Origin of the sequence: Microbacterium sp. NPDC089186, assembly GCF_040685115.1 — a bacterium.
In the GTDB taxonomy this organism is placed as follows: domain Bacteria; phylum Actinomycetota; class Actinomycetes; order Actinomycetales; family Microbacteriaceae; genus Microbacterium; species Microbacterium galbum.
This window is the reverse complement of sequence record NZ_JBFBHJ010000003.1, coordinates 563,729-585,022: the sequence shown is the minus strand read 5'-3', so window position 1 is coordinate 585,022 and position 21,294 is coordinate 563,729. Positions and strand designations below refer to the sequence as shown.

General features: G+C 70.9%; 23 protein-coding genes and 1 tRNA gene. 9 read left to right on the top strand and 15 right to left on the bottom strand.

Annotated elements, in window-relative coordinates; genetic code table 11:
- Positions 1-2: 2 nt before the first annotated feature.
- The gene (locus tag AB0N82_RS13090) at positions 3-2,954 is read left to right on the top strand and encodes a UPF0182 family protein (protein WP_315995399.1); all 2,952 of its coding nucleotides are present in this window, start codon (positions 3-5) and stop codon (positions 2,952-2,954) included.
- Positions 2,955-3,346: 392 nt separating this feature from the next.
- Here the strand turns inward: AB0N82_RS13090 and AB0N82_RS13085 are convergent, their stop codons facing one another.
- Genes AB0N82_RS13085 through idi form a run of 7 tightly spaced genes read right to left on the bottom strand, consistent with a single transcriptional unit; the run spans position 3,347 to position 8,919 of the window.
- On the bottom strand, positions 3,347-4,237 hold the full coding sequence (locus tag AB0N82_RS13085) for a prenyltransferase (RefSeq protein WP_363392101.1): 891 nt from the start codon (positions 4,235-4,237) through the stop codon (positions 3,347-3,349).
- Entirely contained in the window at positions 4,234-4,551 is a 318-nt protein-coding gene (locus AB0N82_RS13080; RefSeq protein ID WP_315995401.1) for a lycopene cyclase domain-containing protein, read from the bottom strand. Before AB0N82_RS13080 ends, AB0N82_RS13085 begins: the two co-directional genes overlap by 4 nt.
- Positions 4,548-4,883, bottom strand: coding sequence for a lycopene cyclase domain-containing protein (locus AB0N82_RS13075; RefSeq protein ID WP_363392099.1), 336 nt, complete (start codon positions 4,881-4,883; stop codon positions 4,548-4,550). The genes AB0N82_RS13080 and AB0N82_RS13075 overlap by 4 nt, the downstream gene beginning before the upstream one ends.
- Position 4,884: 1 nt before the next feature.
- Positions 4,885-6,441 (bottom strand): phytoene desaturase family protein, encoded by a 1,557-nt coding sequence (gene crtI / locus AB0N82_RS13070; protein ID WP_315995403.1) that lies wholly within the window; start codon positions 6,439-6,441, stop codon positions 4,885-4,887.
- Complete coding sequence (locus tag AB0N82_RS13065; protein ID WP_363392097.1) at positions 6,438-7,307, bottom strand: squalene/phytoene synthase family protein; 870 nt, start codon at positions 7,305-7,307, stop codon at positions 6,438-6,440. Before AB0N82_RS13065 ends, crtI begins: the two co-directional genes overlap by 4 nt.
- Complete coding sequence (locus AB0N82_RS13060; RefSeq protein WP_315995405.1) at positions 7,304-8,371, bottom strand: polyprenyl synthetase family protein; 1,068 nt, start codon at positions 8,369-8,371, stop codon at positions 7,304-7,306. Before AB0N82_RS13060 ends, AB0N82_RS13065 begins: the two co-directional genes overlap by 4 nt.
- Positions 8,368-8,919 carry an isopentenyl-diphosphate Delta-isomerase gene (idi, locus tag AB0N82_RS13055; RefSeq protein ID WP_315995406.1) on the bottom strand — a complete coding sequence of 184 codons (552 nt, stop codon included), beginning with the start codon at positions 8,917-8,919 and terminating at the stop codon, positions 8,368-8,370. The genes AB0N82_RS13060 and idi overlap by 4 nt, the downstream gene beginning before the upstream one ends.
- 111 nt (positions 8,920-9,030) lie before the next feature.
- Here idi and AB0N82_RS13050 point away from each other — a divergent pair, with 111 nt between their 5' ends.
- Entirely contained in the window at positions 9,031-9,462 is a 432-nt protein-coding gene (locus AB0N82_RS13050; RefSeq protein WP_315995407.1) for a MarR family transcriptional regulator, read from the top strand.
- Between the two features lie 125 nt (positions 9,463-9,587).
- On the opposite strand, the gene AB0N82_RS13045 is transcribed toward AB0N82_RS13050, so the two are convergent.
- From AB0N82_RS13045 to AB0N82_RS13025, 5 genes are all read right to left on the bottom strand, one after another.
- Positions 9,588-10,247, bottom strand: a complete 660-nt coding sequence (locus AB0N82_RS13045; RefSeq protein WP_315995408.1) for an SUMF1/EgtB/PvdO family nonheme iron enzyme — start codon at positions 10,245-10,247, stop codon at positions 9,588-9,590.
- A complete protein-coding gene (locus AB0N82_RS13040) occupies positions 10,244-11,164 on the bottom strand; it encodes an SMP-30/gluconolactonase/LRE family protein (RefSeq protein ID WP_363392094.1) in 921 nt (306 codons plus the stop codon). Before AB0N82_RS13040 ends, AB0N82_RS13045 begins: the two co-directional genes overlap by 4 nt.
- 51 nt (positions 11,165-11,215) lie before the next feature.
- A complete protein-coding gene (locus AB0N82_RS13035) occupies positions 11,216-11,704 on the bottom strand; it encodes a hypothetical protein (RefSeq protein ID WP_363392092.1) in 489 nt (162 codons plus the stop codon).
- A gap of 9 nt (positions 11,705-11,713) precedes the next feature.
- Positions 11,714-12,076 carry a hypothetical protein gene (locus AB0N82_RS13030; protein ID WP_315995411.1) on the bottom strand — a complete coding sequence of 121 codons (363 nt, stop codon included), beginning with the start codon at positions 12,074-12,076 and terminating at the stop codon, positions 11,714-11,716.
- Between the two features lie 253 nt (positions 12,077-12,329).
- Positions 12,330-12,403: transfer RNA gene (locus tag AB0N82_RS13025), tRNA-Met, on the bottom strand.
- Positions 12,404-12,486: 83 nt separating this feature from the next.
- On the opposite strand from AB0N82_RS13025, the gene AB0N82_RS13020 reads away from it, so the two are divergent.
- The 3 genes from AB0N82_RS13020 to AB0N82_RS13010 all read left to right on the top strand — a co-directional run bounded on the left by AB0N82_RS13020 (position 12,487) and on the right by AB0N82_RS13010 (position 14,314).
- On the top strand, positions 12,487-12,984 hold the full coding sequence (locus tag AB0N82_RS13020; RefSeq protein ID WP_363392091.1) for a DUF6328 family protein: 498 nt from the start codon (positions 12,487-12,489) through the stop codon (positions 12,982-12,984).
- Positions 12,981-13,787, top strand: a complete 807-nt coding sequence (locus AB0N82_RS13015) for a carbon-nitrogen hydrolase family protein (protein WP_363392089.1) — start codon at positions 12,981-12,983, stop codon at positions 13,785-13,787. The genes AB0N82_RS13020 and AB0N82_RS13015 overlap by 4 nt, the downstream gene beginning before the upstream one ends.
- 104 nt (positions 13,788-13,891) lie before the next feature.
- Entirely contained in the window at positions 13,892-14,314 is a 423-nt protein-coding gene (locus AB0N82_RS13010; RefSeq protein WP_363392087.1) for a nuclear transport factor 2 family protein, read from the top strand.
- 6 nt (positions 14,315-14,320) lie between these two features.
- Here the strand turns inward: AB0N82_RS13010 and AB0N82_RS13005 are convergent, their stop codons facing one another.
- Positions 14,321-15,526: an aminotransferase class I/II-fold pyridoxal phosphate-dependent enzyme gene (locus AB0N82_RS13005; RefSeq protein ID WP_363392084.1), complete on the bottom strand. Its 1,206-nt coding sequence runs from the start codon at positions 15,524-15,526 to the stop codon at positions 14,321-14,323.
- A 200-nt stretch (positions 15,527-15,726) separates the two neighbouring features.
- Here AB0N82_RS13005 and AB0N82_RS13000 point away from each other — a divergent pair, with 200 nt between their 5' ends.
- Genes AB0N82_RS13000 through AB0N82_RS12990 form a run of 3 tightly spaced genes read left to right on the top strand, consistent with a single transcriptional unit; the run spans position 15,727 to position 20,076 of the window.
- Positions 15,727-17,328 carry a trypsin-like peptidase domain-containing protein gene (locus AB0N82_RS13000; protein ID WP_363392082.1) on the top strand — a complete coding sequence of 534 codons (1,602 nt, stop codon included), beginning with the start codon at positions 15,727-15,729 and terminating at the stop codon, positions 17,326-17,328.
- Between the two features lie 40 nt (positions 17,329-17,368).
- Positions 17,369-18,619 (top strand): CDP-glycerol glycerophosphotransferase family protein, encoded by a 1,251-nt coding sequence (locus AB0N82_RS12995; RefSeq protein ID WP_363392080.1) that lies wholly within the window; start codon positions 17,369-17,371, stop codon positions 18,617-18,619.
- Positions 18,616-20,076 carry a CDP-glycerol glycerophosphotransferase family protein gene (locus AB0N82_RS12990; protein ID WP_363392078.1) on the top strand — a complete coding sequence of 487 codons (1,461 nt, stop codon included), beginning with the start codon at positions 18,616-18,618 and terminating at the stop codon, positions 20,074-20,076. Before AB0N82_RS12995 ends, AB0N82_RS12990 begins: the two co-directional genes overlap by 4 nt.
- A gap of 18 nt (positions 20,077-20,094) precedes the next feature.
- Here AB0N82_RS12990 and AB0N82_RS12985 read toward each other — a convergent pair whose 3' ends face one another.
- Together AB0N82_RS12985 and AB0N82_RS12980 are read right to left on the bottom strand one after the other, a co-directional pair.
- Entirely contained in the window at positions 20,095-20,436 is a 342-nt protein-coding gene (locus tag AB0N82_RS12985) for a hypothetical protein (RefSeq protein ID WP_315995419.1), read from the bottom strand.
- 26 nt (positions 20,437-20,462) lie between these two features.
- Positions 20,463-20,624 carry a hypothetical protein gene (locus tag AB0N82_RS12980; protein ID WP_315995420.1) on the bottom strand — a complete coding sequence of 54 codons (162 nt, stop codon included), beginning with the start codon at positions 20,622-20,624 and terminating at the stop codon, positions 20,463-20,465.
- Between the two features lie 151 nt (positions 20,625-20,775).
- Here AB0N82_RS12980 and AB0N82_RS12975 point away from each other — a divergent pair, with 151 nt between their 5' ends.
- Positions 20,776-21,282, top strand: coding sequence for a MarR family transcriptional regulator (locus AB0N82_RS12975; protein WP_315995421.1), 507 nt, complete (start codon positions 20,776-20,778; stop codon positions 21,280-21,282).
- Positions 21,283-21,294 lie beyond the last annotated feature (12 nt).

Sequence of the window (21,294 nt, the reverse complement as noted above, 5' to 3'; positions counted from 1 at the left end):
GGGTGACCACGACCTCAGCGCCGAACCAGGCCACGCCCCCGAATCGCTCTCGACGGATCATCTCGATCACCCTGGCGGTGATCGCCGCGCTGGTCGTGGCGTTCTTCGTCTTCGCGAACCTCTACTCGGACTGGCTGTGGTTCTCGCAGCTCGGGTTCACGGGCGTGCTGACCACCCAATGGATCGCGCGGACGGTGATGTTCGTCGTCGGCTTCCTCGCCATGGCGATCCCGGTCTGGGGCGTCATCCAGCTGGCGTACCGCCTTCGTCCCGTCTACGCGCGGCTGAGCTCGCAGCTCGACCGCTACCAGGAGGTCGTCGAGCCGCTGCGTCGCCTGGCGATGTGGGGCATCCCGATCTTCTTCGGCTTCTTCGCCGGCTTCGCCGCCTCGGCGCAGTGGGAGACCACGTGGCTCTGGGCCAACGGCGTCGCCACCTCGACCACCGACCCCCAGTTCGGCCTCGACACCGGCTTCTACCTGTTCGGGATGCCGTTCTACGCCGCCGCCCTCGGATTCGCGTCGGCGGTCGTGCTGGTGTGCCTGCTGCTGACCGGCGTCGTGTCGTACCTCTATGGTTCGGTCCGCATCGGCCAGCGCGAGCTGCGCATCTCCAAGGCGGCACGCATTCAGCTCGCCCTGCTCGCGGGCCTCTACCTGCTCCTGCAGGGCGCGAGCCTGTGGCTCGACCGGTTCCGCCAGCTCGTGGAGCCGTCGGAGCGCATCACCGGTCCGGGATACGTGGGTGCCAACGCCGTCATCCCCGGTCAGACGATCCTCGCGATCGCGGCGGTCATCGTCGCCCTGGCGTTCTTCGTGACGGCGTTCATCGGACGCTGGCGCTACCCGCTCATCGGAACCGCCCTCCTGGTCGTCTCGGCGATCGTGGTGGGGGCGGCGATCCCGTGGGCCGTGACCACGTTCCAGGTGCGTCCCAACGAGCTCACGCTCGAGAGCCAGTACTACCAGCGCAACCTCGACGGGACGAAGGCCGCCTACGGCATCGACAACGTCGAGAAGGAGAACTTCCAGGCCACCACCGAGGCCGAGGCCGGTCAGCTGCGCAACGACGCCGAGTCCACGGCGCAGCTGCGCATCATGGACCCGGCGATCATCGGCCCCACCGTCCGCCAGCTCGAGCAGTACCGGGCCTACTACCAGTTCACGAACCCCCTCGACGTCGACCGCTACACGATCGACGGCAAGACGCAGGACACCGTGGTGTCGCTGCGCGAGCTGAACATCGGGCAGCTGGGCGACGCCGCGTCGTGGCAGAACACCACCCTCGTCTACACGCACGGCTACGGCATGGTCGCGGCCGCCGGTAACGAGCGCACCGCCGACGGCGACCCGGTGTTCTTGGAGCAGGCGATCCCGGGGACGGGCTTCCTGACCGACCTGAACTACGAGCCGCGCGTGTACTTCGGCGAGAGCTCGCCGCAGTACTCGATCGTCGGGGCGCCCGAGGGCACCGACCCGATCGAGCTCGACTACCCCCTGGGCGCCGATGGCGGCACCGAGACCCGCACGACGTTCACCGGCAACGGCGGGCCGAGCGTGGGCAACGTCTTCAACCGCCTCATCTACGCGCTGAAGTTCCAGTCGGAGCAGATCCTCTTCTCCGACAGCGTCAACGCCGACTCGCAGATCCTCTACGACCGCGACCCCAAGGAGCGCGTGCAGAAGGTCGCGCCGTACCTGACGCTCGACAGCGACCCGTACCCCACGGTCGTCGACGGTCGCATCAAGTGGGTCATCGACGGCTACACCACGAGCTCGAACTACCCGTACTCCACGGGTGTCTCGCTCTCGCGCGCCATCGCGGACTCGAACAACCCGGCTCCCACCTACGCGCTGGATGACATTAACTACATCCGCAACTCGGTGAAGGCCACGGTCGACGCCTACGACGGTTCGGTGCAGCTCTACGCGTGGGACGACCAGGACCCGCTGCTGCAGGCATGGCAGAACATCTACCCCTCGTCGCTCAAGCCCTGGAGCGACATGTCGGCCGACCTCATGAGCCACGTGCGCTACCCGACCGACCTCATGAAGGTGCAGCGCTCGATGCTCGGCGTCTACCACGTCGACGATGCGACCTCGTTCTACCGCCAGGACAACCGGTGGACCACGCCGAACGACCCGCAGGACCCGGCGACGTTCCAGCCGCCGTACTACCTGACGATGAAGATGCCGAGCCAGGACGAGCCGACGTTCTCGATGTTCACGAGCTTCATCCCGGCATCCCAGGGTGGTCAGGCGAGAAACGTGCTGACCGGCTATCTCGCCGTCGACGCCAACGCCGGTGACGTCAAGGGGACCAAGCGCGAGGACTACGGACGATTGCGCATGCTCGTGATCGACTCGACGACGACGGTGCCCGGTCCGGGTCAGGTGCAGAACACCTTCGACTCCGACACGAACGTGTCGTCGCAGATCAACATCCTGCAGCAGGGTCAGTCGCAGGTGCTCCCGGGCAACCTGCTCACCCTCCCTGTCGGCGGCGGTCTGCTGTACGTGCAGCCGGTGTTCGTGCAGTCGTCGGGTGACACCAAGCTCCCGCAGCTGCGGCGCGTGCTGGTCGCCTTCGGCAACAAGATCGCGTTCGAGAACACGCTGAGCGAAGCCCTCGACACGCTGTTCGGCGGCGACTCCGGTGCCAGCACCGGTGACTCGACGGTCACACCGACGGATCAGAACGCGGGCGACGGGACGACCACGAATCCCACGGTTCCGGCCGGCGACTATGCGGCGGCGCTGCAGGAGGCGCGCGACGCGCTGAGCGCGCGCCAGGCGGCGCTGACCAGCGGCGACCTCGCCGAGTTCGCCACGCAGGACGCCCGCCTGACCGCGGCCGTGCAGCGCTTGCTCGACCTCGAGAGCCAGGGTCAGGGCGGAACGGCGACGCTGTCGCCGACCGCGACGCCGACCCCCGAGGCCACGCCCGCGGGCTGACCTCGCTCCTCACGACGACGCCGGCGTCCCGCTTCGCGCGGGGCGCCGGCGTCGTCGTTGCCGGTGTCTCCGGTCGCTCGCACACGCTCCCGGGCGCTGCCCAACCCGTCGAGTGTCCAGGACACGCCGCATCCTCGCGCGCCGAGCGGCGTGTCCTGGACACTCGACGTTTCCGCGGGGGCGCGGGGGTGCCGCGGCCTCAACACGCTGGCGCGGGAGAGCGCCGGCGCGCGGGCGCGGGGCGGCTCGCGCCTCGTCTCGTCAGCGCGGGAGCAGCGTCGGCGTGGCGCTCGGAGGGCACGCGAGTGTCCGAAACACGCCGCATCCACCGGCGGACAGCGGCGTGTCCCGGAGACTCGACGGGGTGCCGGGCGCCCCGCGCGCGGAGCGCGTCAGACGCTCAGGAACCACCACCAGATGAGCAGCATCGTCGTACCGAAGCCGGCGAACTGGTTGAGCCACAGGAAGCGGTTCCACCCGGCGGTGGCGCGGTCGCTCTCGGCATCCGTCACGTTCCGGTACGGCCAGCACACCACCAGGTACGGGATGACCAGGACGGCGGCCAGCGGCCCCGGCCATGCCGTGAAGAGCATCGCCACCCCCGCCAGCGCGTAGGCCGTCAGGGCGAAGCGCACGGTCCAGCGCGCTCCGCGGGCGGTGGCGATCGACGAGATGTCGGCCGCGCGGTCGGCCTCGACGTCCTGCACCGCGCCGAAGGCGTGCGACGCGATGCCCCACAGGGCGAAGGCGATGAAGACGAACACGAGCTGCCACGTCCAGACCGCACCGGCGAGCACGAGCCCGTAGACGGCGGGGGAGAAGAAGTGGATGCTGCTGGTCATCGAGTCCAGGAACGGGCGTTCCTTGAGCCGCAGCGGGGGCGCCGAATAGAACACGACGAAGAAGAGGCTCAGCGCGAGCACGAGCCACGACAGCGGCGACCCGATGATCACGAGGTACACCACGAACGGCAGGCACGACAGGGCCGAGGCCCACAGGGTGATGGGGTGCATGCGCTTGGCCAGCACGGCACCGTGCGTGCCGCCCTTGCGGGGATTGCGCAGGTCGGATTCGTAGTCGAACACGTCGTTGACCCCGTACATCGCGAGGTTGTACGGCACGAGGAAGAACAGGATGCCGACGACCAGCGGTGCATCGATCTGCCGCGTGGTCAGCAGGTAGGCGGCGGCGAAGGGGAAGGCCGTGTTGATCCAGCTGACCGGCCGCGACGACACGAAGAGCTCGCGCGCCACGCGACCGGGGGTGAGGGCGGGCGTGGTCATGCGGAGTCCTTCTGCAGAGGGCGGGGCGTGAGCAGGGTGTACAGCGCCGGGAGCAGGAACGCCGCGCACAGGGGGTACGCGAAGTCCTCGATCGGCGCGAGGCCGAGCCGCAGCCCGCTCAGGTGCTCCTGAGGATACGAGAACAGGTCGACGGCGATCATGAGGTTGTCGAAGACGAGGGTGAGGCCGATCAGCACGAGGGCGGTGACGGCGGAGGATGCCATGCGGCGGCGGAATCCCGGCATCCGCACCGTCGAGACGGTCACGATGGCCGTGAGCACCACGAACGGCACGACGATGAGCGGGTAGGTCACGACGACTCCCGCACGCGGGCCCGCGCCCGCGCGCGTCGCTCGAAGACGGCGAACAGGACGACGGTGAGGTAGCTGAGGAAGAGGAGGAAGAACAGCTCCTCCAGGGGCAGGTGCGGAGCGAGCATCACGCCGACGAAGAGCGGACTCTCGCCCTTCACGAAGACGCCCGTGACGATCCCGACCAGATCCCACGCGAGGAAGAACGCCGTCCCGATCAGCACCGCAGCGACCGTGCGCACGGGCGCGACCCGGAGGGCGAGCGAGTACTTCCCGTCGATGAGCATCATGCCGACCAGCGAGAAGAGGATCGCACCCAGGTAGATCCCCGGCACCTCAGACCACCGCGCGCGCGGGTTCCGCCAGGGGGCCGGGGGTCTTGTCGCCCGTCATGCGCTTGACCACCAGCTCGGCCGAGATCAGGCACATGGGCAGACCGATGCCGGGCAGCACCGAGGTCCCCGCGTAATAGAGGTTCGAGACCTTGCGCGAGCGGTTCTTCGGGCGGAAGATCGCGCTCTGGTTCAGCGTGTGCGCGAGCCCGAGCGAGTTGCCGTGCCACGCCTTGAGGTCGTGCGCGAAGTCCTCGGGGGCGATGGTCTTGCGCACCACGATCCGCTCGGCGAGGTCGGGGACGCCGGTCCACTCGGCGATCTGGGCGATCACGCGGTCGGCGGCCTGCTCGATCCGCTCGTCTCCGGCCCGGTCGACGCCGCCGCGTCCGCTGACGGGGTCGGCGGGCACGGGCACGAGGACGAACAGGTTCTCGTGACCCTCGGGTGCGACCGAGTCGTCCGATGCGCTGGGGCGGCAGATGTAGATCGACGCCGGGTCGGGGATCTTCTTGTCCGCGCCGAAGATGGCGTCGAAGTTCGTGTGCCAGTCGTCGGTGAAGAGCAGGGTGTGGTGCGTGAGCTGCGGCAGCTCGCCCTTCACCCCGAGCAGCAGCAGGAGTGCGCCGGGGCTGGGCACCTTGTCCTTCCACCACTTCTCGGGGTACTGGCGGTCCTTCTCCTCGAGGAGGTCGTTCTCGGTGTGATGCAGGTCGGCGCCCGAGACCACGGCATCCGCCGAGATGACCCGCCCGTCGGCCAGGCGCACGCCGCGAGCGATCCCCGACTCGGTGATGATGGCATCCACCGGAGAGGATGTCTCGATGCGCACGCCGCGCTCGCGGGCGAGCTTCTCGATCGCCCGGATGATCTCGGTCATGCCGCCCTTGGGGTACAGCACGCCGTCGCCCAGGTCGAGGTGGCTCATGAGGTGGTACAGGCTCGGCACCTCGAACGGCGATCCGCCGAGGAACACCGCGGGGTACGCGAGGATCTGCTGCAGGCGCGTGTTCGTGAACGAGTCGGTGATGCGCTTCCACAACGTGCGGGTGAGCAGCGGGATGAGGGTGGGCAGCCGCTTCACGAGCGCCGGGTCGCGCAGCCCCTTGGTCGACGAGTACGGGTCGTAGAGGAACTTCGACGTCGACAGCTCGTAGGCGTCCTTCGCGGAGTCGAGGTACGCCTCGAGGTTGTCGCCCGAGCCGGGCTCGTGCTCCTCGAACAGCGCGCGCACGGCCTCGCGGCCCGAGACGATGTCGATCGGCTCGCCCTTTCCGGGAGGGCCGTAGACGCGGTAGGCGGGGTCGAGGCGCACGAGATCGAGCTGCTCGTCGGCGCTCGTTCCGAGAAGCCGGAAGAAGTGGTCGAACACCTCGGGCATGAGGTACCAGCTCGGACCGGTGTCGAAGCGGAAGCCGTCGCTCTCCCACGACCCGGCGCGGCCGCCGAGCGCATCGCGCGCCTCGAACAACTGGACGTCGTGGCCGCGGTCGGCCAGGAGGGCTGCGGTGCCGAGTCCGGCGATGCCCCCACCGACGACGACGATGCGCTGGGCGCTCATGAGCGTGAACCTTTCGGAGGACGCCCGAGGAGGGCGCGGGCGGCGAGGGTGGCTTTGACACCGTCGGGGACGCGGACGCGGGGTGCGCCGGCGGGGGAGAGGCGGAGGCGGCGCGACAACTCCGCGAAGAGGTCGTGCGCGCAGGTCACGGCCGCGCGGCAGTCCGGCGGAAGGTGCGGGATGACGGATGCCGCGGCGGCGAGGTCGGCGTCGATGCGGTCGAGCACGGCGACCCGGCGCTCGTCGTCGGCCGCGCCGTCGAGGTAGTCGCGGCCGAGACGGTCGGCGTCGTCGGCGAGGTCGCGGAGGAAGTTGACGTCCTGGAACGCCGCCCCGAGTCGCCGGGCTCCATCGATGAGGTCGGCGGCGGGGCGCGCGGGCGCCGACATCCCGGCGTTCAGGAACACCTGCAGGCACATGAGCCCGACGACCTCCGCCGAGCCGTAGACGTAGGCGTCGTGCGAGAGGTCGTCGTGGGCGGCGGTGTCGAGATCGGTGCGCATCGACGCGAAGAACGGGGCGATGAGGTCGTCGCCGATCCCGCACTCGCGGGCCGTGCGGGCGAAGGCGTGCACGACGAGATTGGCGCTGAAGCCGGTGACGATGGCCTCCGCCACCTCGGCTTCGAGCCCGTCGAGGACCGCGCGCTCGCGGTCGGGTGAGAGCCCGGCATCGTGCGCGGGTCCGTCGACGATCTCGTCGGCGACGCGAACGAGGGCGTAGATGTTGCGCACGTGCGGTCGCGGGCGGGGGCCGAGCAACCGCGCGGCGATGCCGAACGAGGTGGAGTAGCGGGAGATGACGGCGGCGGCGACGTCGTCGGCCGTCTGCGAATACAGCTCGAGACCCGTGGGGGCGTTGCTCACGGAATGCGCTCCTGCACGGCCTCGACCAACTCGATCAGCATCAGACGGCACTCGGTCGGCAGCGTCGACGCCTCCACGATCGCGACCGCTTCGTCCAGCGTCTCGCACACGAGCACCTCGAGCCGCGAACGGGCGCCGGATTTCGCGAGAGCGCTCTGGGCGGCACGCACGGCGACCGGGCCGGTGTGCGCCTGCGCGAGCGCCGCGCTGACCTCGGGCCAATCGGCGCTCTCGCGCGCGAGCGTGATGAGGTGCGTCTTCTTCGCCTCGCGCAGGTCGCAGCCCTCGTCCTTCCCCGATGCCTCGGCCGTGCCGAAGGCGCCGATGAGGTCGTCGACCAGTTGGTAGGCGAGTCCGAGCCGCTCGCCGAAGCGCTCGAGCGCCCACTGGGTGGAGCGCTCCGCCCCGGCCATCACGGCCCCGGCCTGCAGGGGCGCCGAGAACGAGTACACGGCTGTCTTGTCGTGCGTGGTGCGCAGGACGGTCTCGGGGTCGACGTCGCCCGACGAGACGGCGTTCTCGACGTCGGCGAGCTCTCCCGCGGCCGAGACGAGCACCGCGTCGTCGACGAGCTGCAGCAGCTGTCCGCGGAGGGATGCCGGGATCTCGGCGACCGCGATCATGCGCCCGGCCTCGTGCAGCAGCAGGTCTCCGGCGAGGATCGCGGCCGCGTCTCCGAGGAGCGCCGCGCCACCGGCATCCGCGCCCTTCTCGAGCCCGCGTCGGCGGAACTCGCCGCCGATGTTGGGCACGCCGCGGCGTTCGACGTCGTGGTCGATCACGTCGTCGTGCACGACGAAGGCCGTGTGCAACAGCTCGAAGGCTGCGGCCACCTCGTAAAGCGCCGGTCGGCCGATCGTGGGGCCGTGCAGGGTCTCGAAGGCCGCGACGACGAGCAGCGGGCGGAAGCGCTTCCCGCCGGAGGCGGCACGACGGATCGAGGATGCCAGGGCGCGCGCGCCGTCGCCGAGCGGGGCCACCCGCCGATCGAGGCGCTCGAGGGCGACGTCGATCGCGGCGTCGATGCCCTGCCGGGCGAGGGGGGTGGAGTCGAGCGCGATCATGACGCGCGCCGGACCACGGGTGGAGACTCGAACAGGTGAAGCTGCTGCGCCTGAAGGACCAACCACGGGCTGAATGCCCACGGCGTCGCCTCGAGGGATGCCGCGAGGTCGAGCGGGTCGACCCACCGGTACTCGGCGACCTCGTCGGGGTTGGGCTGGGGGTCGTCGTCGGTGCGGGCGACGTAGACGGGGCAGATCTCGTGCTCGACGATGCCGCTCGCATCGACGGCACGGTACCGGAAGAGGGGGAGGGCGAGCTCGAGGTCGCGGACCGTGAGGCCCACTTCGAATTCCGCACGCCGATGCACGGCCGAGAGCACGGGTTCGGCCGGACCGGGGTGGCCGCAGAACGAGTTCGTCCACACACCCGGCCACGTCTTCTTGTGCAGCGCCCGGCGGGTGACCAGCACCTCGCCTCGGCTGTTCACGACATGGCAGGAGAAGGCGAGGTGCAGTTGCGTATCGGTGCCGTGCACGCTCGCTTTGGGTGCCGTGCCGATCTCGTTGCCGAAGTCGTCCAGGAGGACGACATATTCGGTCTCGCTCATCGTGCCTCCCGTTTGCTAGTTTAGCTAGCGATGTGAGCCCGACTATACCTAGCGCGAAAGGGGGTGTCCACCGTGGACAACACCGTTTCCACCTCTGGTACGAGGCCCGCGGTGGTCCAGACCCTCCGCGCGGTGCAGACGCTCAGCGACGCGCTCGATCGCATGCACAGCGGGATGAAAGGCGACATGGCGATGAACGCCAGCGACCTGGCGACGCTGCGCATGCTGACCATCCGCGAGACGCGCGGAGAGATGGTGAGTCCCCACGACGTCGCGGCCCATCTGCGCATCTCGACGGCGTCGACGACGAAACTCATCGACCGTCTGGTGGCCTCGGGACATCTCGAGCGGCTCCCGCACCCCTCGGACGGGCGAGCACGGGTGGTGGTGCTCACGGACAAGTCGCGGCGCGAGTTCTTCCAGCACTTCGGAGCCCATCTCGGCGCGATGCGCGAGATGGCGGCGGGGTTCGACGACGCGCAGCTCGAGACCGTCGCCTCGTTCATGGACCAGCTGACCGAGGCGATCTCGACCGACGACTGACGCGCGTTGCCGTCGGCTGTCGCGGGGTCGGTGGCTTCGACAGGCTCAGCCACCCCCGTCGTGCCCTCACCCACCCGTGCGCGAGGGACCCTGAGCCTGTCGAAGGGGTCCGTGCCCCCCGCGCCTCAGCTGCGCGAGGGCAGCGGGCCGCGCGCCACCCGCACGCCGACGTCGTCGAACGCGTCGCGCGGCCGCCCGCCGCGCCGGGCCGAGGCGCGCACGAGCGCGGGGGCGTCCGACCATCCACCGCCGCGGAACACCCGCGCATCGCTCTCCCCCTCGGGGTCGTACAGGTCGCTGCACCACTCCCACACGTTGCCGAGGGTGTCGAACAGACCGTGGAGGTTCGGCATCCGGGCTCCGACGTCGACGGGGCCGCTCAGACCGTCGCCGGCGGTCCATGCGACCTCCCGCACGGGGCCGTAAGCCGGGCCCGTCGAGCCGGCGCGGCACGCGTACTCCCACTCGTCCTCGGTCGGCAGGCGGAAGCCGTCGGCGTCGGCATCCGCGGTCACCACCTCGCCGTCGAAGGAGTAGAGGGGGTCGAGCCCCTCCCATTCGCTGAGGGCGTTGCACAGGCGGATGGCCCGCAGCCAGCTGAGTTGCGTCGCCGGGCGACGCGGATGCCGTGACGGGATGCCGAGGAGCTCGGCGAGCTGCTCCTCGGTCAGGGGATAGACGCCGATCTCGAACGAGGCGACCTCGATCTCGCGCCGCTCCGCGCCCCGCTGATCGCCGCGCAGCACGCGACCCGCGGGGATGCGCGCCATCTCGACGTCGGTCACGCCAGCTCCACGAGCCACAGGTCGCTGTCGCCCGTGATGAACAGACGCTTCTCATCCGCGTCGAAGGTGCAGTTGCTCACGACATGGGGCGTGGGGATCATCCCGAGCCGCCGACCCTCCTCGTCGACGATGACGACACCCGCTTCGCTCGAGATCCAGAGCCAGTCGCGGCTGTCGACGACGAATCCGTCCGGGAGGCCGGCGTCCACCGTCGCGAAGGTGCGCGGGGGGCCGAGGCTCTCCCCGTCCCACGCGCAGGCGACGACGCGGGGGAGGGCGGTGGCGTCGGACTCGGCGATGTAGAGCGTGCGCTCGTCGCGGCTGAAGGCGAGGCCGTTCGGCTCGTCGAGGTCGATCATGCGCTCGAGGCCCGTCTTCTCGTGCCATCGGTAGACGCTCCGGTGCGAGAGAGCGGGCTCGGCGGGGTAGCCCTCGCGCGGGTCGGAGATGCCGTAGGTGGGGTCGGTGAACCAGATCGCCCCGTCCGAGGCCACGACCAGGTCGTTCGGGGAGTTCAGGGGAGCTCCCTCGTAGGCGTCGACGAGCAGACGGGTGCCCTCGGCGTCGGTGCGACTGATCCCGCGGCGGCCGTGCTCGGCCTGCACGAGGCGTCCGTGCGCGTCGAACGCGTTGCCGTTGGCGAAGTCGCTGCGGTCGCGCACCGTGACGATGCGCCCGTCCTCGTACCGAGCGAGCGTACGCCGCCCGATCACGTCGCTGAAGACGAGCGCGTTCTCGGCCGGCCACCACGCCGGCCCCTCGGCCCAGGTCGCGTCGTCGTAGAGCGAGAGCAGGCGGGAGGATGCCGGCAGCACGGCGGCGAGACGGTCGTCCCACACCCGCGGGGGAGCGACGTCGACGACGCGAGGCTCGCGGGGCGGTTGCAGGACACGTCCGTCGATGGGGATCTGGGGCATGAGATCAGTCAACCCCGTGACCCGGTGGGGTCCAGGCGGGTTGACGCCGGCTCAGCCGAAGGGGTGGGGCGTGGGGGCGGCGGGCGACGCGGCGAACTGGATCAGCACCTGCAGGCACGGTTCGTCGCCGACGGTGCCGGAGAGATGCCCCGTCGTCCCGTCGATCTCGGCCGTGGAGGTGTCCTGCCCGAAGTGGATGTCTCCGGGGCCCATCTCGACGCGCGAGCCGTCCTGCGTCTCGAGGAACCAGCGCCCGCGCAGGGGGATCACCCACTGCGGATGCGGGGAGGGATGCCACTGCCCCACCCATCCCACCGGCAGCGCCGCGAAGAGCACGGCGGACACCTCGCCGGGGAACGGCCGCATCCATTGCGGATCGGCGCCGCCGCCCACGCTCTGCAGCCCGAAGCCGCGGAGCATCGACCCATCGAGCCGGCTGGTGCCGTCGACATCGGTCCACATGTGGACGAAGGGCAGTGACGGCGGAGTCGAGGCGTCGCGGCCGTCGGTGTCGAGCGGCGCGGTGGTGGTGGTGTGCATGACAGCGAGTCAACCGCGCGGCGGAGGCGCGCCGATCCCGCTTGACGAGTTCGCCGCGGCCGTCTCCTTGCGCGCCTGCCGGACCTTGACGGTGACCAGGACGGCGGCCGTCGCGAGCGCCAACGCGCCTCCGCCCACCCAGAAGCCCAGCAGGGTGGACGCGTCGAGACCCGTGGACCGCAGGGCGTGCGCTGTCGGCGAGGGCGCGATGCCCGACCCGTCGACGGTCGATCGCGGCGTCGTGACGGTCGCCGCGGCGGACGCGGACGTGTCGACGGATGCCGAGGCGGCTCCGGCGCCGGCCGAACCGCCCACCGCGAAGCAGGTCGCCAGCGCCAGCGACAACACGCCGTGCGTGAACGTACGTCTCACGAGTGCCTTCTTTCGAGGGGTCCGCGACGAAGGCCACGGTGACCTGTCGGGTCTTCACACATCGTTGAGCGAAGTCAATCAATTCCCCCAGTATTCCCCGGGTGAACCCGATGCACAACACGCCGACCCCCGCACAGGTCGAGGCGGCCAGGCGCCCGGCGAGAGATCGGGGGACGTACGCGGTGCCCCGGGAAACGACCGCGGGGGAAAAGGCAGAAGGCCCCGGATCTCGCGATCCGGGGCCTTCTTCTTGTTGCGGGGACAGGATTTGAACCTGCGACCTCTGGGTTATGAGCCCAGCGAGCTACCGAGCTGCTCCACCCCGCGGCACAAGAGAAAACATTACGCCGAGATGAACGACATGGCAAATCCGGACGCACCTCCCGGGAGTGTCGCGCCAAGATGGGCTGGTGAGCAACACTTTCGACAATTTCGCCGACGGACGCCCGGAGAGCCCCGCGCAGCGCGCCGACCGCAACTGGAGCGAGATCCTGCAGGAGCTGCGCGTGCTGCAGACGGGTACGCAGATCCTGACCGGCTTCCTCTTGGCGCTCGCCTTCCAGTCGTCGTTCGCCGATCTGTCGTCGTCGCAGCGCACGTTCTACCTCGTGCTCATCTGTCTCGCAGCCCTGAGCGCCGTGGTCGCGCTGGCGCCGGTGGCCCTGCACCGGGCGGTGTTCCATCTGCAGGTCAAACCGTCGCTCGTGCGGTTCGGGCACAACGCGCTCCGCGGCGCCCTGGCCCTGGTGTCCCTTCTGCTGGTGGGCGTGGTGGTGTTCGTCTTCGACGTCGTCGTGAGCCTGGGTGCGGCCGTGACGGCCGGGGTCGTCCTCGGGCTGGTGATCCTCGTACTGTGGGTCGTGGCGCCGGTGTCCGTCCGACGCCGGGGGAGGGGAACCGCACGATGAGCCACGAGACCGTCGGCGTCGCGGTGGCGCAGTTCGCGCCCGCGGCGTCGCGTGAGGCCAACCTCGCCCACATCGCGGATGCCACCCGCACGGCCGCCGCGCGCGGGGCCCGGGTGGTGGTGTTCCCCGAATACTCCAGCTACTTCGTCGACCCGTTCGACGCGTCGCTCGCCGAGAACGCGGAAGATCTCGACGGGCCTTTCGTCCGGGCCCTCACCGCGCTCGCGGACGAGCTCGACGTCGTGGTCGTCGCGGGGCTGCTCGAGCGCGCCGACGACGGCCGGCGCGTGCGCAACACGGTCGTCGCGGTGGCGCGCGACGGCATCCGAGCGGTGTACCGCAAGCTGCACCTCTACGACGCCTTCGGGCAACGGGAGTCCGACTGGGTGGAGCCGGGCGAGATCGCGCCGCCCCAGACGTTCGAGACCGCGGGGCTGCGGTTCGGGCTCATGACCTGTTACGACCTGCGCTTCCCGGAGGTGGCCCGCACGCTGGCCGATGCCGCGGTCGACGTGGCCCTGATCCCCGCCGAGTGGGTGCGGGGGCCGCTCAAGGAGCATCACTGGCGCACCCTCGTGCAGGCGCGGGCGATCGAGAACACCTTCTTCGTCGCCGCGGCCGACCACTCTCCGCCGCTGGGCGTGGGGCACTCGATGATCGTCGACCCGCAGGGAGTCGCGATGGCGCAGATCGGCACGTCCACCGACGTCGCGGTCGCCCACATCGACCCGGATGCCATCGCCCGCGTGCGCCGCGTGAATCCCGCGCTGGCGCTGCGCCGGTTCCGCGTCACGCCGCGCTGACCGCACGGGGGCCCGTTTCCGCGCGCCTGGTCAGCGCGGATCACCCGGTGTGCGCCCGCCGGTCTCGGCGAAACGGTGTGCGCCGGCTGTCTACCCTCTCCCCCATGACCGCAGACCTGCACACCCCTCCGACCCCGATCGAGCCGGTGCGACGCCTGCTGGCGGCGATCACGGACGGCGACCTCGAGACCGCCGCTCGGGTATTCGCCGACGCAGCGCGCATCATCCGGGTGCGCTACGCCGACGGCCGGGCCTGCGGCGGCCGGACCCTCGCGGTGGGGAGCGACGAGATCCGCGCCTGGTTGGCCGAGATCATCTCGCGCGAGGTCTCGGTGGAGGCCACCGAGAGTCATCTCGAGGGGGCATCGCTGGTCGTGAGGACCGCGTGGTCGATGCGTGGCTTCGACGGCGAGCGCGTGCACTCGTCGAGCCTCGGCGTCTACGACGTCGTCGACGGGCGCATCGCGCTGCTGCGGGCGACGTCGAGCGAGGAGGAGGGGGCGGGTCGCCCCATCGCGCGCGTCTGAGGGAGGTCAGTCGCGCCGCATCCCGGCGAGCCGTTCCGCCGCGTCGGCGAGCACCTCCACCCGTTTGCACGCCGCGAACCGCACGAGCGTGGCGTAGCGATCGCGGTGCTCGGGCGAGACGAAGGCCGTGAGCGGGATGCCGACGACACCCGCGCGGGCGGGCAGCTCGCGGCAGAACGTGTCGGCGTCGGTGGCGCCGAGCGGGGCGGCATCCACCACCGTGAAGTAGGAGCCGCCCGGGGCGGACACCTCGAACCCCGCCGCGCGCAGGCCGGTGCCCAGCAGGGCGGCCTTGGCGGCCATCTCGGAAGCGACGGAGGCGAAGAAGGCGTCGGGCAGGCGCAGACCCACCGCGATCGCGGGCTGGAACGGCGACCCGCCGACGTAGGTGAGGAACTGCTTGACCGCCAGCACCGCCGACACCAGGTCGGCGGGCCCGGTCACCCACCCGGTCTTCCATCCCGTGAGCGAGAAGGTCTTGCCCGCCGACGAGATCGACACGGTGCGCTCGGCGGCCCCCGGCAGGGTCGTGAGGGGCACATGGGGGCCGTCGAAGACGAGGTGCTCGTAGACCTCGTCGGTGACGATGATCGCGTCGTGACGGTGCGCGAGGCGCACGATCTCGTCGAGCACCTCGCGCGTGAACACGGTGCCGGTGGGGTTGTGCGGATCGTTGACGAGGATCACGCGCGTGCGGTCGGTGACCGCGGATGTCAGCTGCGCGAGGTCGGGCTGGAAGTCGGGCCACTGCAGGGGCACCGTGACGAGCTTCGCACCCGCGAGGGCGACGCAGGCGGCGTAGGAGTCGTAGTAGGGCTCGAACACCACGACCTCGTCGTCGGGCCCGTCGACGAGCGCCAGCAGTGTGGCGGCGAGCGCCTCGGTGGCTCCCACCGTCACGAGGACCTCGCGGGCGGGGTCGAGCTCGATGCCGTAGAAACGCCGCTGATGCTCGGCGACCGCGGCGAGCAGGTCGGGGTAGCCGCGTCCGGGAGCGTACTGGTTCACTCCGTCGGCGATGGCCTTCCGGGCCGCGTCGAGCACGGCCTCGGGGCCGTCTTCGTCGGGGAAGCCCTGGCCCAGGTTGAGGGCTCCGGTGGAGGCGGCGAGCGCGCTCATCTCGGCGAAGATCGTGGGGACCGAGGAGCCGTCGGCGGCGAGGAGTCCCGCGCCGCGGGCGGTGCGCTGCCAGGCGCCGGGAATGTGCTGCATCCTCCCAGGATGCCGCACGGCGCGCAGCGCAAGCGGGAATGCCGTCACGGGGCGACGTGCTACACCTCGAGAGGGGCGTTCGGCGCCCCCGACCTCTCGCGGTGGCTTGCTGCGAGACCCATAGAGGCGACTCACGCTCGTCATAGGTGGCCCACAGGATCCGCGGTCATCGTAGAAGCGCCTGGAAGAAGGAGCATCCCATGAGCGACACCACGGACAACCGTCCCGAGGGTAACGACAACAGCCACAACGCTGAGGCGCCCACGTCGTCGCAGCACCACACCCCGACCCCCGCCGGCGCCGACGCCGCGCAGACCCCGGCAGCGCCCGCCGCCGACGTCCCGGCCGCCGCGCCGCGCGCCGACGTGCCCCCGCTGCCGACGCGCTCGCCCGCCGCCGCTGCGGCCGCGTGGCCTCCGCCCGCCGCGGGCAGCGCCCAGCCCGGCCTCCCCGCCCAGCCCGGAGCGCAGCCCGCGCACGGCGGATACGCCTCCGCCCCCTCGGGCGCCACGGCCCCCACCGGCCAGGCCTTCGGCCCCGCCGCCACCGACGCCCACCCCACGCTGTCGCTGCACGACCCGGCCCCCGCCGCCCCCCGCAAGAAGAGCTCGGCTCCGCGCATCGCGGCCCTCCTCGTCGCCGCCGCCCTCGTCGGCGGTGGTGCGGGGCTGGGTGGCGCGTACGCCGGCGTCAACCTCTGGGGCGGCTCCGACGCCTCCACCGTGTCGGGGCCCACCGCGATCACGGTGAACGATCCCAACAACGTCAACGACACCGCCGCCGTGGCCTCCAAGGTCGTGCCGAGCGTCGTCACCATCAGCGCGACCGGTACCTCGGCCGGCGGGACGGGCTCGGGCGTCATCCTGAGCGCCGACGGCTACGTGCTCACCAACACGCACGTCGTCACGCTCGACGGTCAGACCGGCGACGCGAAGCTCTCGGTGACCACCTCCGACGGACGCGTCTACGCGGCCACCGTGGTCGGCACCGACCCCACCTACGACCTCGCGGTCATCAAGCTGACCGACGCCTCGGGTCTCACCCCCGTCGAGTGGGGCGACTCCTCGAAGCTCAACGTGGGCGACTCGACCACCGCGATCGGTGCTCCGCTGGGACTGTCGAACACGGTGACCACCGGCATCGTCAGCGCGCTGAACCGGTCGATCCAGGTCGCGTCGTCGGCCGCCCCCTCCGACGGATCCGACTCGCAGCAGAGCGAGCCGGGACAGGAGAGCCCGTTCCGCTTCGACTTCGGCCAGGGGCAGCAGTCGCAGTCGGCCACCTCGACGATCAAGATCGCCGTGATCCAGACCGACGCGGCCATCAACCCCGGCAACTCCGGCGGTGCGCTGGTCGACGACGAGGGCAAGCTGATCGGCATCAACGTCGCCATCGCGAGCGCCGGCGGATCGTCGGCGTCGGGCAGCCAGTCGGGCAACATCGGCGTGGGCTTCTCGATCCCCTCCGACATCGCCAAGCGCATCTCGGAGGAGATCATCGACACCGGTTCGGCGACCCACGGTCTGCTGGGCGCGTCGGTGCAGGATGCCAGTGGCATCCAGGGTGCGACGACGACCGGCGCGTACGTGGCCGAGGCCGTCTCGGGCGGTGCGGCGCAGGCCGCGGGCCTGACGAAGGGCGACATCATCACGAAGTTCAACGGCATCCCGGTGACGAACTCGATCGACCTCACCGCCCAGGTGCGCGCTCTCGCGTCCGGCGCGAAGGCGGAGGTCACCTATCTCCGCAACGGTCAGGAGAAGACCGCCGAGGTCACCCTGGGGACGATGACCCAGGGCTGAGCCCGGAAGACGAGACGCCACCCCGCGATAGGCTCGCGGGGTGGCGTCTTTCTCGTTCGGTGCGGGGAACGCCCGGAAACTCCGCCGCATCCCCCTGTACGTCGCCGGTCGTCTCGTCACCGCCGTCGTGCCGCGCTCCCGCGGCGAGTGGGTGTTCGGGTGCGCGGTCGGACTCGCCGACGGAGCGCTCGCCCTCCACGCCGTCGCCGCCGCCCACGGGGAGCACACGACCTGGCTCGTCGCCGACGCCGATCAGGCCCGCGAGGCGGAGCGCCTCGGCATCCGGTGGGTGCGGCGCGACAGCGCGGCGGGATTCTGGCGCACCGCGCGGGCCCGCGTGATCGTCGTGACGCACGGCTTCGGCGACGTGCAGCGCTACGCCACCACAGGGGCCGTGATCGTGCAGCTGTGGCACGGGATCCCGCTCAAGCGCATCGGCCTCGACTCGGCGGAGACCACCCGCAGCCCCGTGCTTCCCGGGGTGCTCTCGCCGGTGCTGCGGACGCTGTACCGGCGTGCCACCCGGCGCATCGCGCTCCTGCCGGCGGCCTCGCACCTGGTGCGCGGGCGTCTCGAGAGCGCCTTCTCGCTCACCGACGAGCGGGTGCCGGTCACCGGTGAGCCGCGTGTCGACGTGCTGTCGGCCGGCGATGCCGAGTCGCGACGCCGGGTGGCGCGCGAGGGGCTCGCGCACCTGCTCGGGATGCCGCTGGGCGAGCGCCGCGTGGTGCTCTACGCGCCCACGTGGCGCGATGGAGAGCCCGACCCGGCGGTGCCCGACGCGGGGGAGTGGGAGCGCATCGGCGCGACGCTCGATGCCGCCGACGCTCTGCTCCTGGTCCGCTCTCACCCCCTCGGCGCGGGCGATTACCGCCCTCCGCGGGACACGGACCGCATCGCCGACCTCGGCAGCGACCGCGTCGCCGACGTCACGCCGCTGCTGCCCGGACTCGACGCCCTCATCACCGACTACTCCTCGCTCGCCTTCGACGCCTCGCTCGTCCCGCTGCCGGTGGTGTTCTTCGCCCCTGACCTCGAGGCGTACACCGCGCGGCGCGGTCTCTACGGCCGCTACGCCGACGTGGCCGGAACGGATCCGGCCCGCTCGTGGGGTGAGGCCCTCACGCAGCTCGACGCCGTGCTCGCCGACCCGACGGCGGCGCTCGCCGCCTCACGCGAGCGCAGCGCGCGCGTGCACGCCCACCGCGACGGCCGCAACGCCGAGCGCGTCTACCGGGCCGCCCGTGCACGGCTGCGCTCCGCTCCCTCCCGGAAGGACGACCGCCCATGACCGACGCTCGCCTGTTCGACGACGCCGGGATGCCCGCGCTCGAGCTCAGCGGAGAGGGCGCCCGCCCGGCATCCGTCGTGCTCGAGGGGGCGCGGGCGCGCTCGTACGGCCGCCTGCACGGCCGCGGACGCACCTGGCGTGCCGTCGTCCCGCTGCACGTCTCGCGATGGGGCGGTGCCGATCTGCCTCTGCCCTCCGGACGCTACCGTCTGCGCGTCGAGCCGGGGGAGGCGACGGATGCCGATCCGTCGGCATCGTCGATCGCCGAGACCGGCCTCGTGGGCCTGCGTGCCGCGCTCGACGCCGGGGTGGTGACCATCTCGGCCCCCGTAGACCCGGTGTACCGGTCGGGGGAGGGGCGCGCCGCGATCGAACGGCGCTACGCCACGGGGCGGCGGGAGCCGCTCGAGAACGCCGTGTTCTTCGAGAGCTTCTACGGCCGCACCGCCGGGTGCAACCCGCTCGCGATCGACCGCGAGCTCGCGCGCGTCGCCCCGGGGGTGACGCGGTACTGGAGCGTCGTCGATCTGTCGGTCGAGGTCCCCGACGGGGCGATCGCGGTCGTCGAGGGCAGTCCCGACTGGTGGCGGGCCCGTGGAGTCGCGCGTCTGCTCGTGGTGAACGACTGGCTCCGTCGGCGGTTCGTGCGTCGTCGCGGACAGCGTGTGCTGCAGACGTGGCACGGGACCCCGCTCAAGCGACTCGCCCTGTATCGCCCGGGCTTCGATCCGCGTCGCGCGCTCGCCGTGGTGCGGGAGAGTCGGCGTTGGAACGTCCTGCTGGCGCAGAGCCCGTATGCCGCGCGGGTGCTGAGCAAGGCCTACGCGTTCCTGGGCCGGCCGGTCTGGGTCGAGGGCTACCCGCGCGACGATGCCCTGCAGCACGACGACGGGCGCGAGACGCGTCGACGCCTCGGCATCCATCCCGAGGAGCGCGTGCTGCTGTACGCCCCGACCTGGCGCGACGATCGAGAGCGGATCGTCGACTTCGTCGATCCGTCCGCTCTCGCGCGGGCGGCCGACGCCGTCGTGCTCGTGCGCGGGCACACCCGCACGCTGCAGCCGGGTGCCGACCTCCACGGCCCCCGGGTCATCGACGTCACCGGCTACCCCGATACGTCGCGCCTGCTCGCCGCCGCGGACGCCCTCGTCACGGATTACTCGTCGGTGATGTTCGATTTCGCCGTCACGGGCAAGCCCCTGTACTTCCTCGTCCCCGACCTCGAGCGCTACCGGGGCGAGATGCGCGGCTTCTTCTTCGACCTGCTCGATCTGGCTCCGGGACCGGTGGTGCGCACGCAGCACGAGCTGGAGAGGGCGTTGATCGACGTGGATCCGTCGATCTTCGCCGAGCGGTACGCCCGGTGGAAAACCCTCTTCGTGCCGCGCGATGACGGTCGCGCCGCCGAGCGCGTCGTGGCGCGGATCCTCGATCAGGGATTCGTCGACCGCGGCTGACGTGCGCTCCGCGCGCGGTCAGGCTGCCGCCAGCAGCTGCACCCGGTGCGCGTCCTCCTGCTGCTGCCAGGTCTCGGCGTCGAGCAGGAGACCCGACGACATCGACGCGTGGTCGGCGAGCTGGCGGAGGTAGCCGCCCGACAGGGGAGCGGAGGCAGCGGATGCGAACTGGAAGCGCATCGAGATCGACGGCTGGATCCACAACGTCGTGCGAGCGTGCCCGCCGGCGGTGTCGGTCCACGTGATCGTGAAGGATTCGCCGCGACGCAGCTTGGTCGTCAGGACGACCTGCAGATATTGCAGCAGGCGGTCGTCGATCTGGATCGGCTGCGTGTCGGCGCTGTAGAAGAGGGTGCCCATGGGAGTGCTTTCCGGGAGCGGGTGCGTCAGAGGAAGAGGGACAGCACGACGGCGGCGCTGAGGCCCGAGGTCGCGATGCTGGCCCAGACGACGATCGTCGTCAGCCGCGCGGTCGACACGGCGCTCGCGCTCGGGACGAAGGTGGAACGGTGCCGCAGCGGTGCGGTGGTGAGGGCGGTGGTGGTCATCGGTACGTTCCCTTCTTCGTGGGGTGGGGTGGTCAACCCCGGTGATCAGTAGCCTAGCATCTAATTAAGCGCGTTAAACATCATGTGGACGAACATTCACCAAAGATGACAGTCATTCGAGAAACCTTCTCCTGTTGGCTATAGTGACGGGATGCATCGAGTCGAGGAGGAGGAGCCGGTGACACCGCGAATCGACGACTCCTCGCCCCTGATGGAGGCGCTCACCGCCTACTCCCGCGAGCGCGAAGCGGCGGCCGCCAAGGCCCGCAAGCAGCTCGGCGTGAACGAGCTCGACGCGAAGGCCCTCGCGATCGTCGGGGCTCGCCCGGGGATGCGTCCGTCGGAACTCGCCGCCACCCTCGGCGTCACCTCGGCCGGAATCACCACGATGGTCGAACGCCTCGTGCGGCGGGGCATCCTCCGGCGCGAGGCGGATGACAGCGACCGTCGCGTGAACCACATCCACCTCGCGGTCGATCTCGAGAAGGAGCCGTGGTCGCAGCTCGCGCGCTTCGACGACGCCTGCCGACGCATCATCGGCAGTCTCGACGCGCAGATCGAACGCGACCTGGCCGATTTCCTGACGAAGACCACGGCCGCGGCGACCGAGGAAGTGGAGCGCGTCGACGCCGAGGCCGACGCGTCCGCTGCGGCCTGACCTCCTCCGAGG

Bases quoted from the DNA above. Each gene is read 5' to 3' on its own strand.
- AB0N82_RS12985 (WP_315995419.1), bottom strand. From the start codon at position 20,436: ATGGGCACCCTCTTCTACAGCGCCGACACGCAGCCGATCCAGATCGAC.
- AB0N82_RS12980 (WP_315995420.1), bottom strand. From the start codon at position 20,624: ATGACCACCACCGCCCTCACCACCGCACCGCTGCGGCACCGTTCCACC.
- AB0N82_RS12990 (WP_363392078.1), top strand. From the start codon at position 18,616: ATGACCGACGCTCGCCTGTTCGACGACGCCGGGATGCCCGCGCTCGAG.
- crtI (WP_315995403.1), bottom strand. From the start codon at position 6,441: ATGAGCGCCCAGCGCATCGTCGTCGTCGGTGGGGGCATCGCCGGACTC.
- AB0N82_RS13060 (WP_315995405.1), bottom strand. From the start codon at position 8,371: ATGATCGCGCTCGACTCCACCCCCCTCGCCCGGCAGGGCATCGACGCC.
- AB0N82_RS13035 (WP_363392092.1), bottom strand. From the start codon at position 11,704: ATGCACACCACCACCACCGCGCCGCTCGACACCGACGGCCGCGACGCC.
- AB0N82_RS13005 (WP_363392084.1), bottom strand. From the start codon at position 15,526: ATGCAGCACATTCCCGGCGCCTGGCAGCGCACCGCCCGCGGCGCGGGA.
- AB0N82_RS13040 (WP_363392094.1), bottom strand. From the start codon at position 11,164: ATGCCCCAGATCCCCATCGACGGACGTGTCCTGCAACCGCCCCGCGAG.
- AB0N82_RS12975 (WP_315995421.1), top strand. From the start codon at position 20,776: ATGCATCGAGTCGAGGAGGAGGAGCCGGTGACACCGCGAATCGACGAC.
- AB0N82_RS13010 (WP_363392087.1), top strand. From the start codon at position 13,892: ATGACCGCAGACCTGCACACCCCTCCGACCCCGATCGAGCCGGTGCGA.
- AB0N82_RS13085 (WP_363392101.1), bottom strand. From the start codon at position 4,237: ATGACCACGCCCGCCCTCACCCCCGGTCGCGTGGCGCGCGAGCTCTTC.
- AB0N82_RS13015 (WP_363392089.1), top strand. From the start codon at position 12,981: ATGAGCCACGAGACCGTCGGCGTCGCGGTGGCGCAGTTCGCGCCCGCG.
- idi (WP_315995406.1), bottom strand. From the start codon at position 8,919: ATGAGCGAGACCGAATATGTCGTCCTCCTGGACGACTTCGGCAACGAG.
- AB0N82_RS13000 (WP_363392082.1), top strand. From the start codon at position 15,727: ATGAGCGACACCACGGACAACCGTCCCGAGGGTAACGACAACAGCCAC.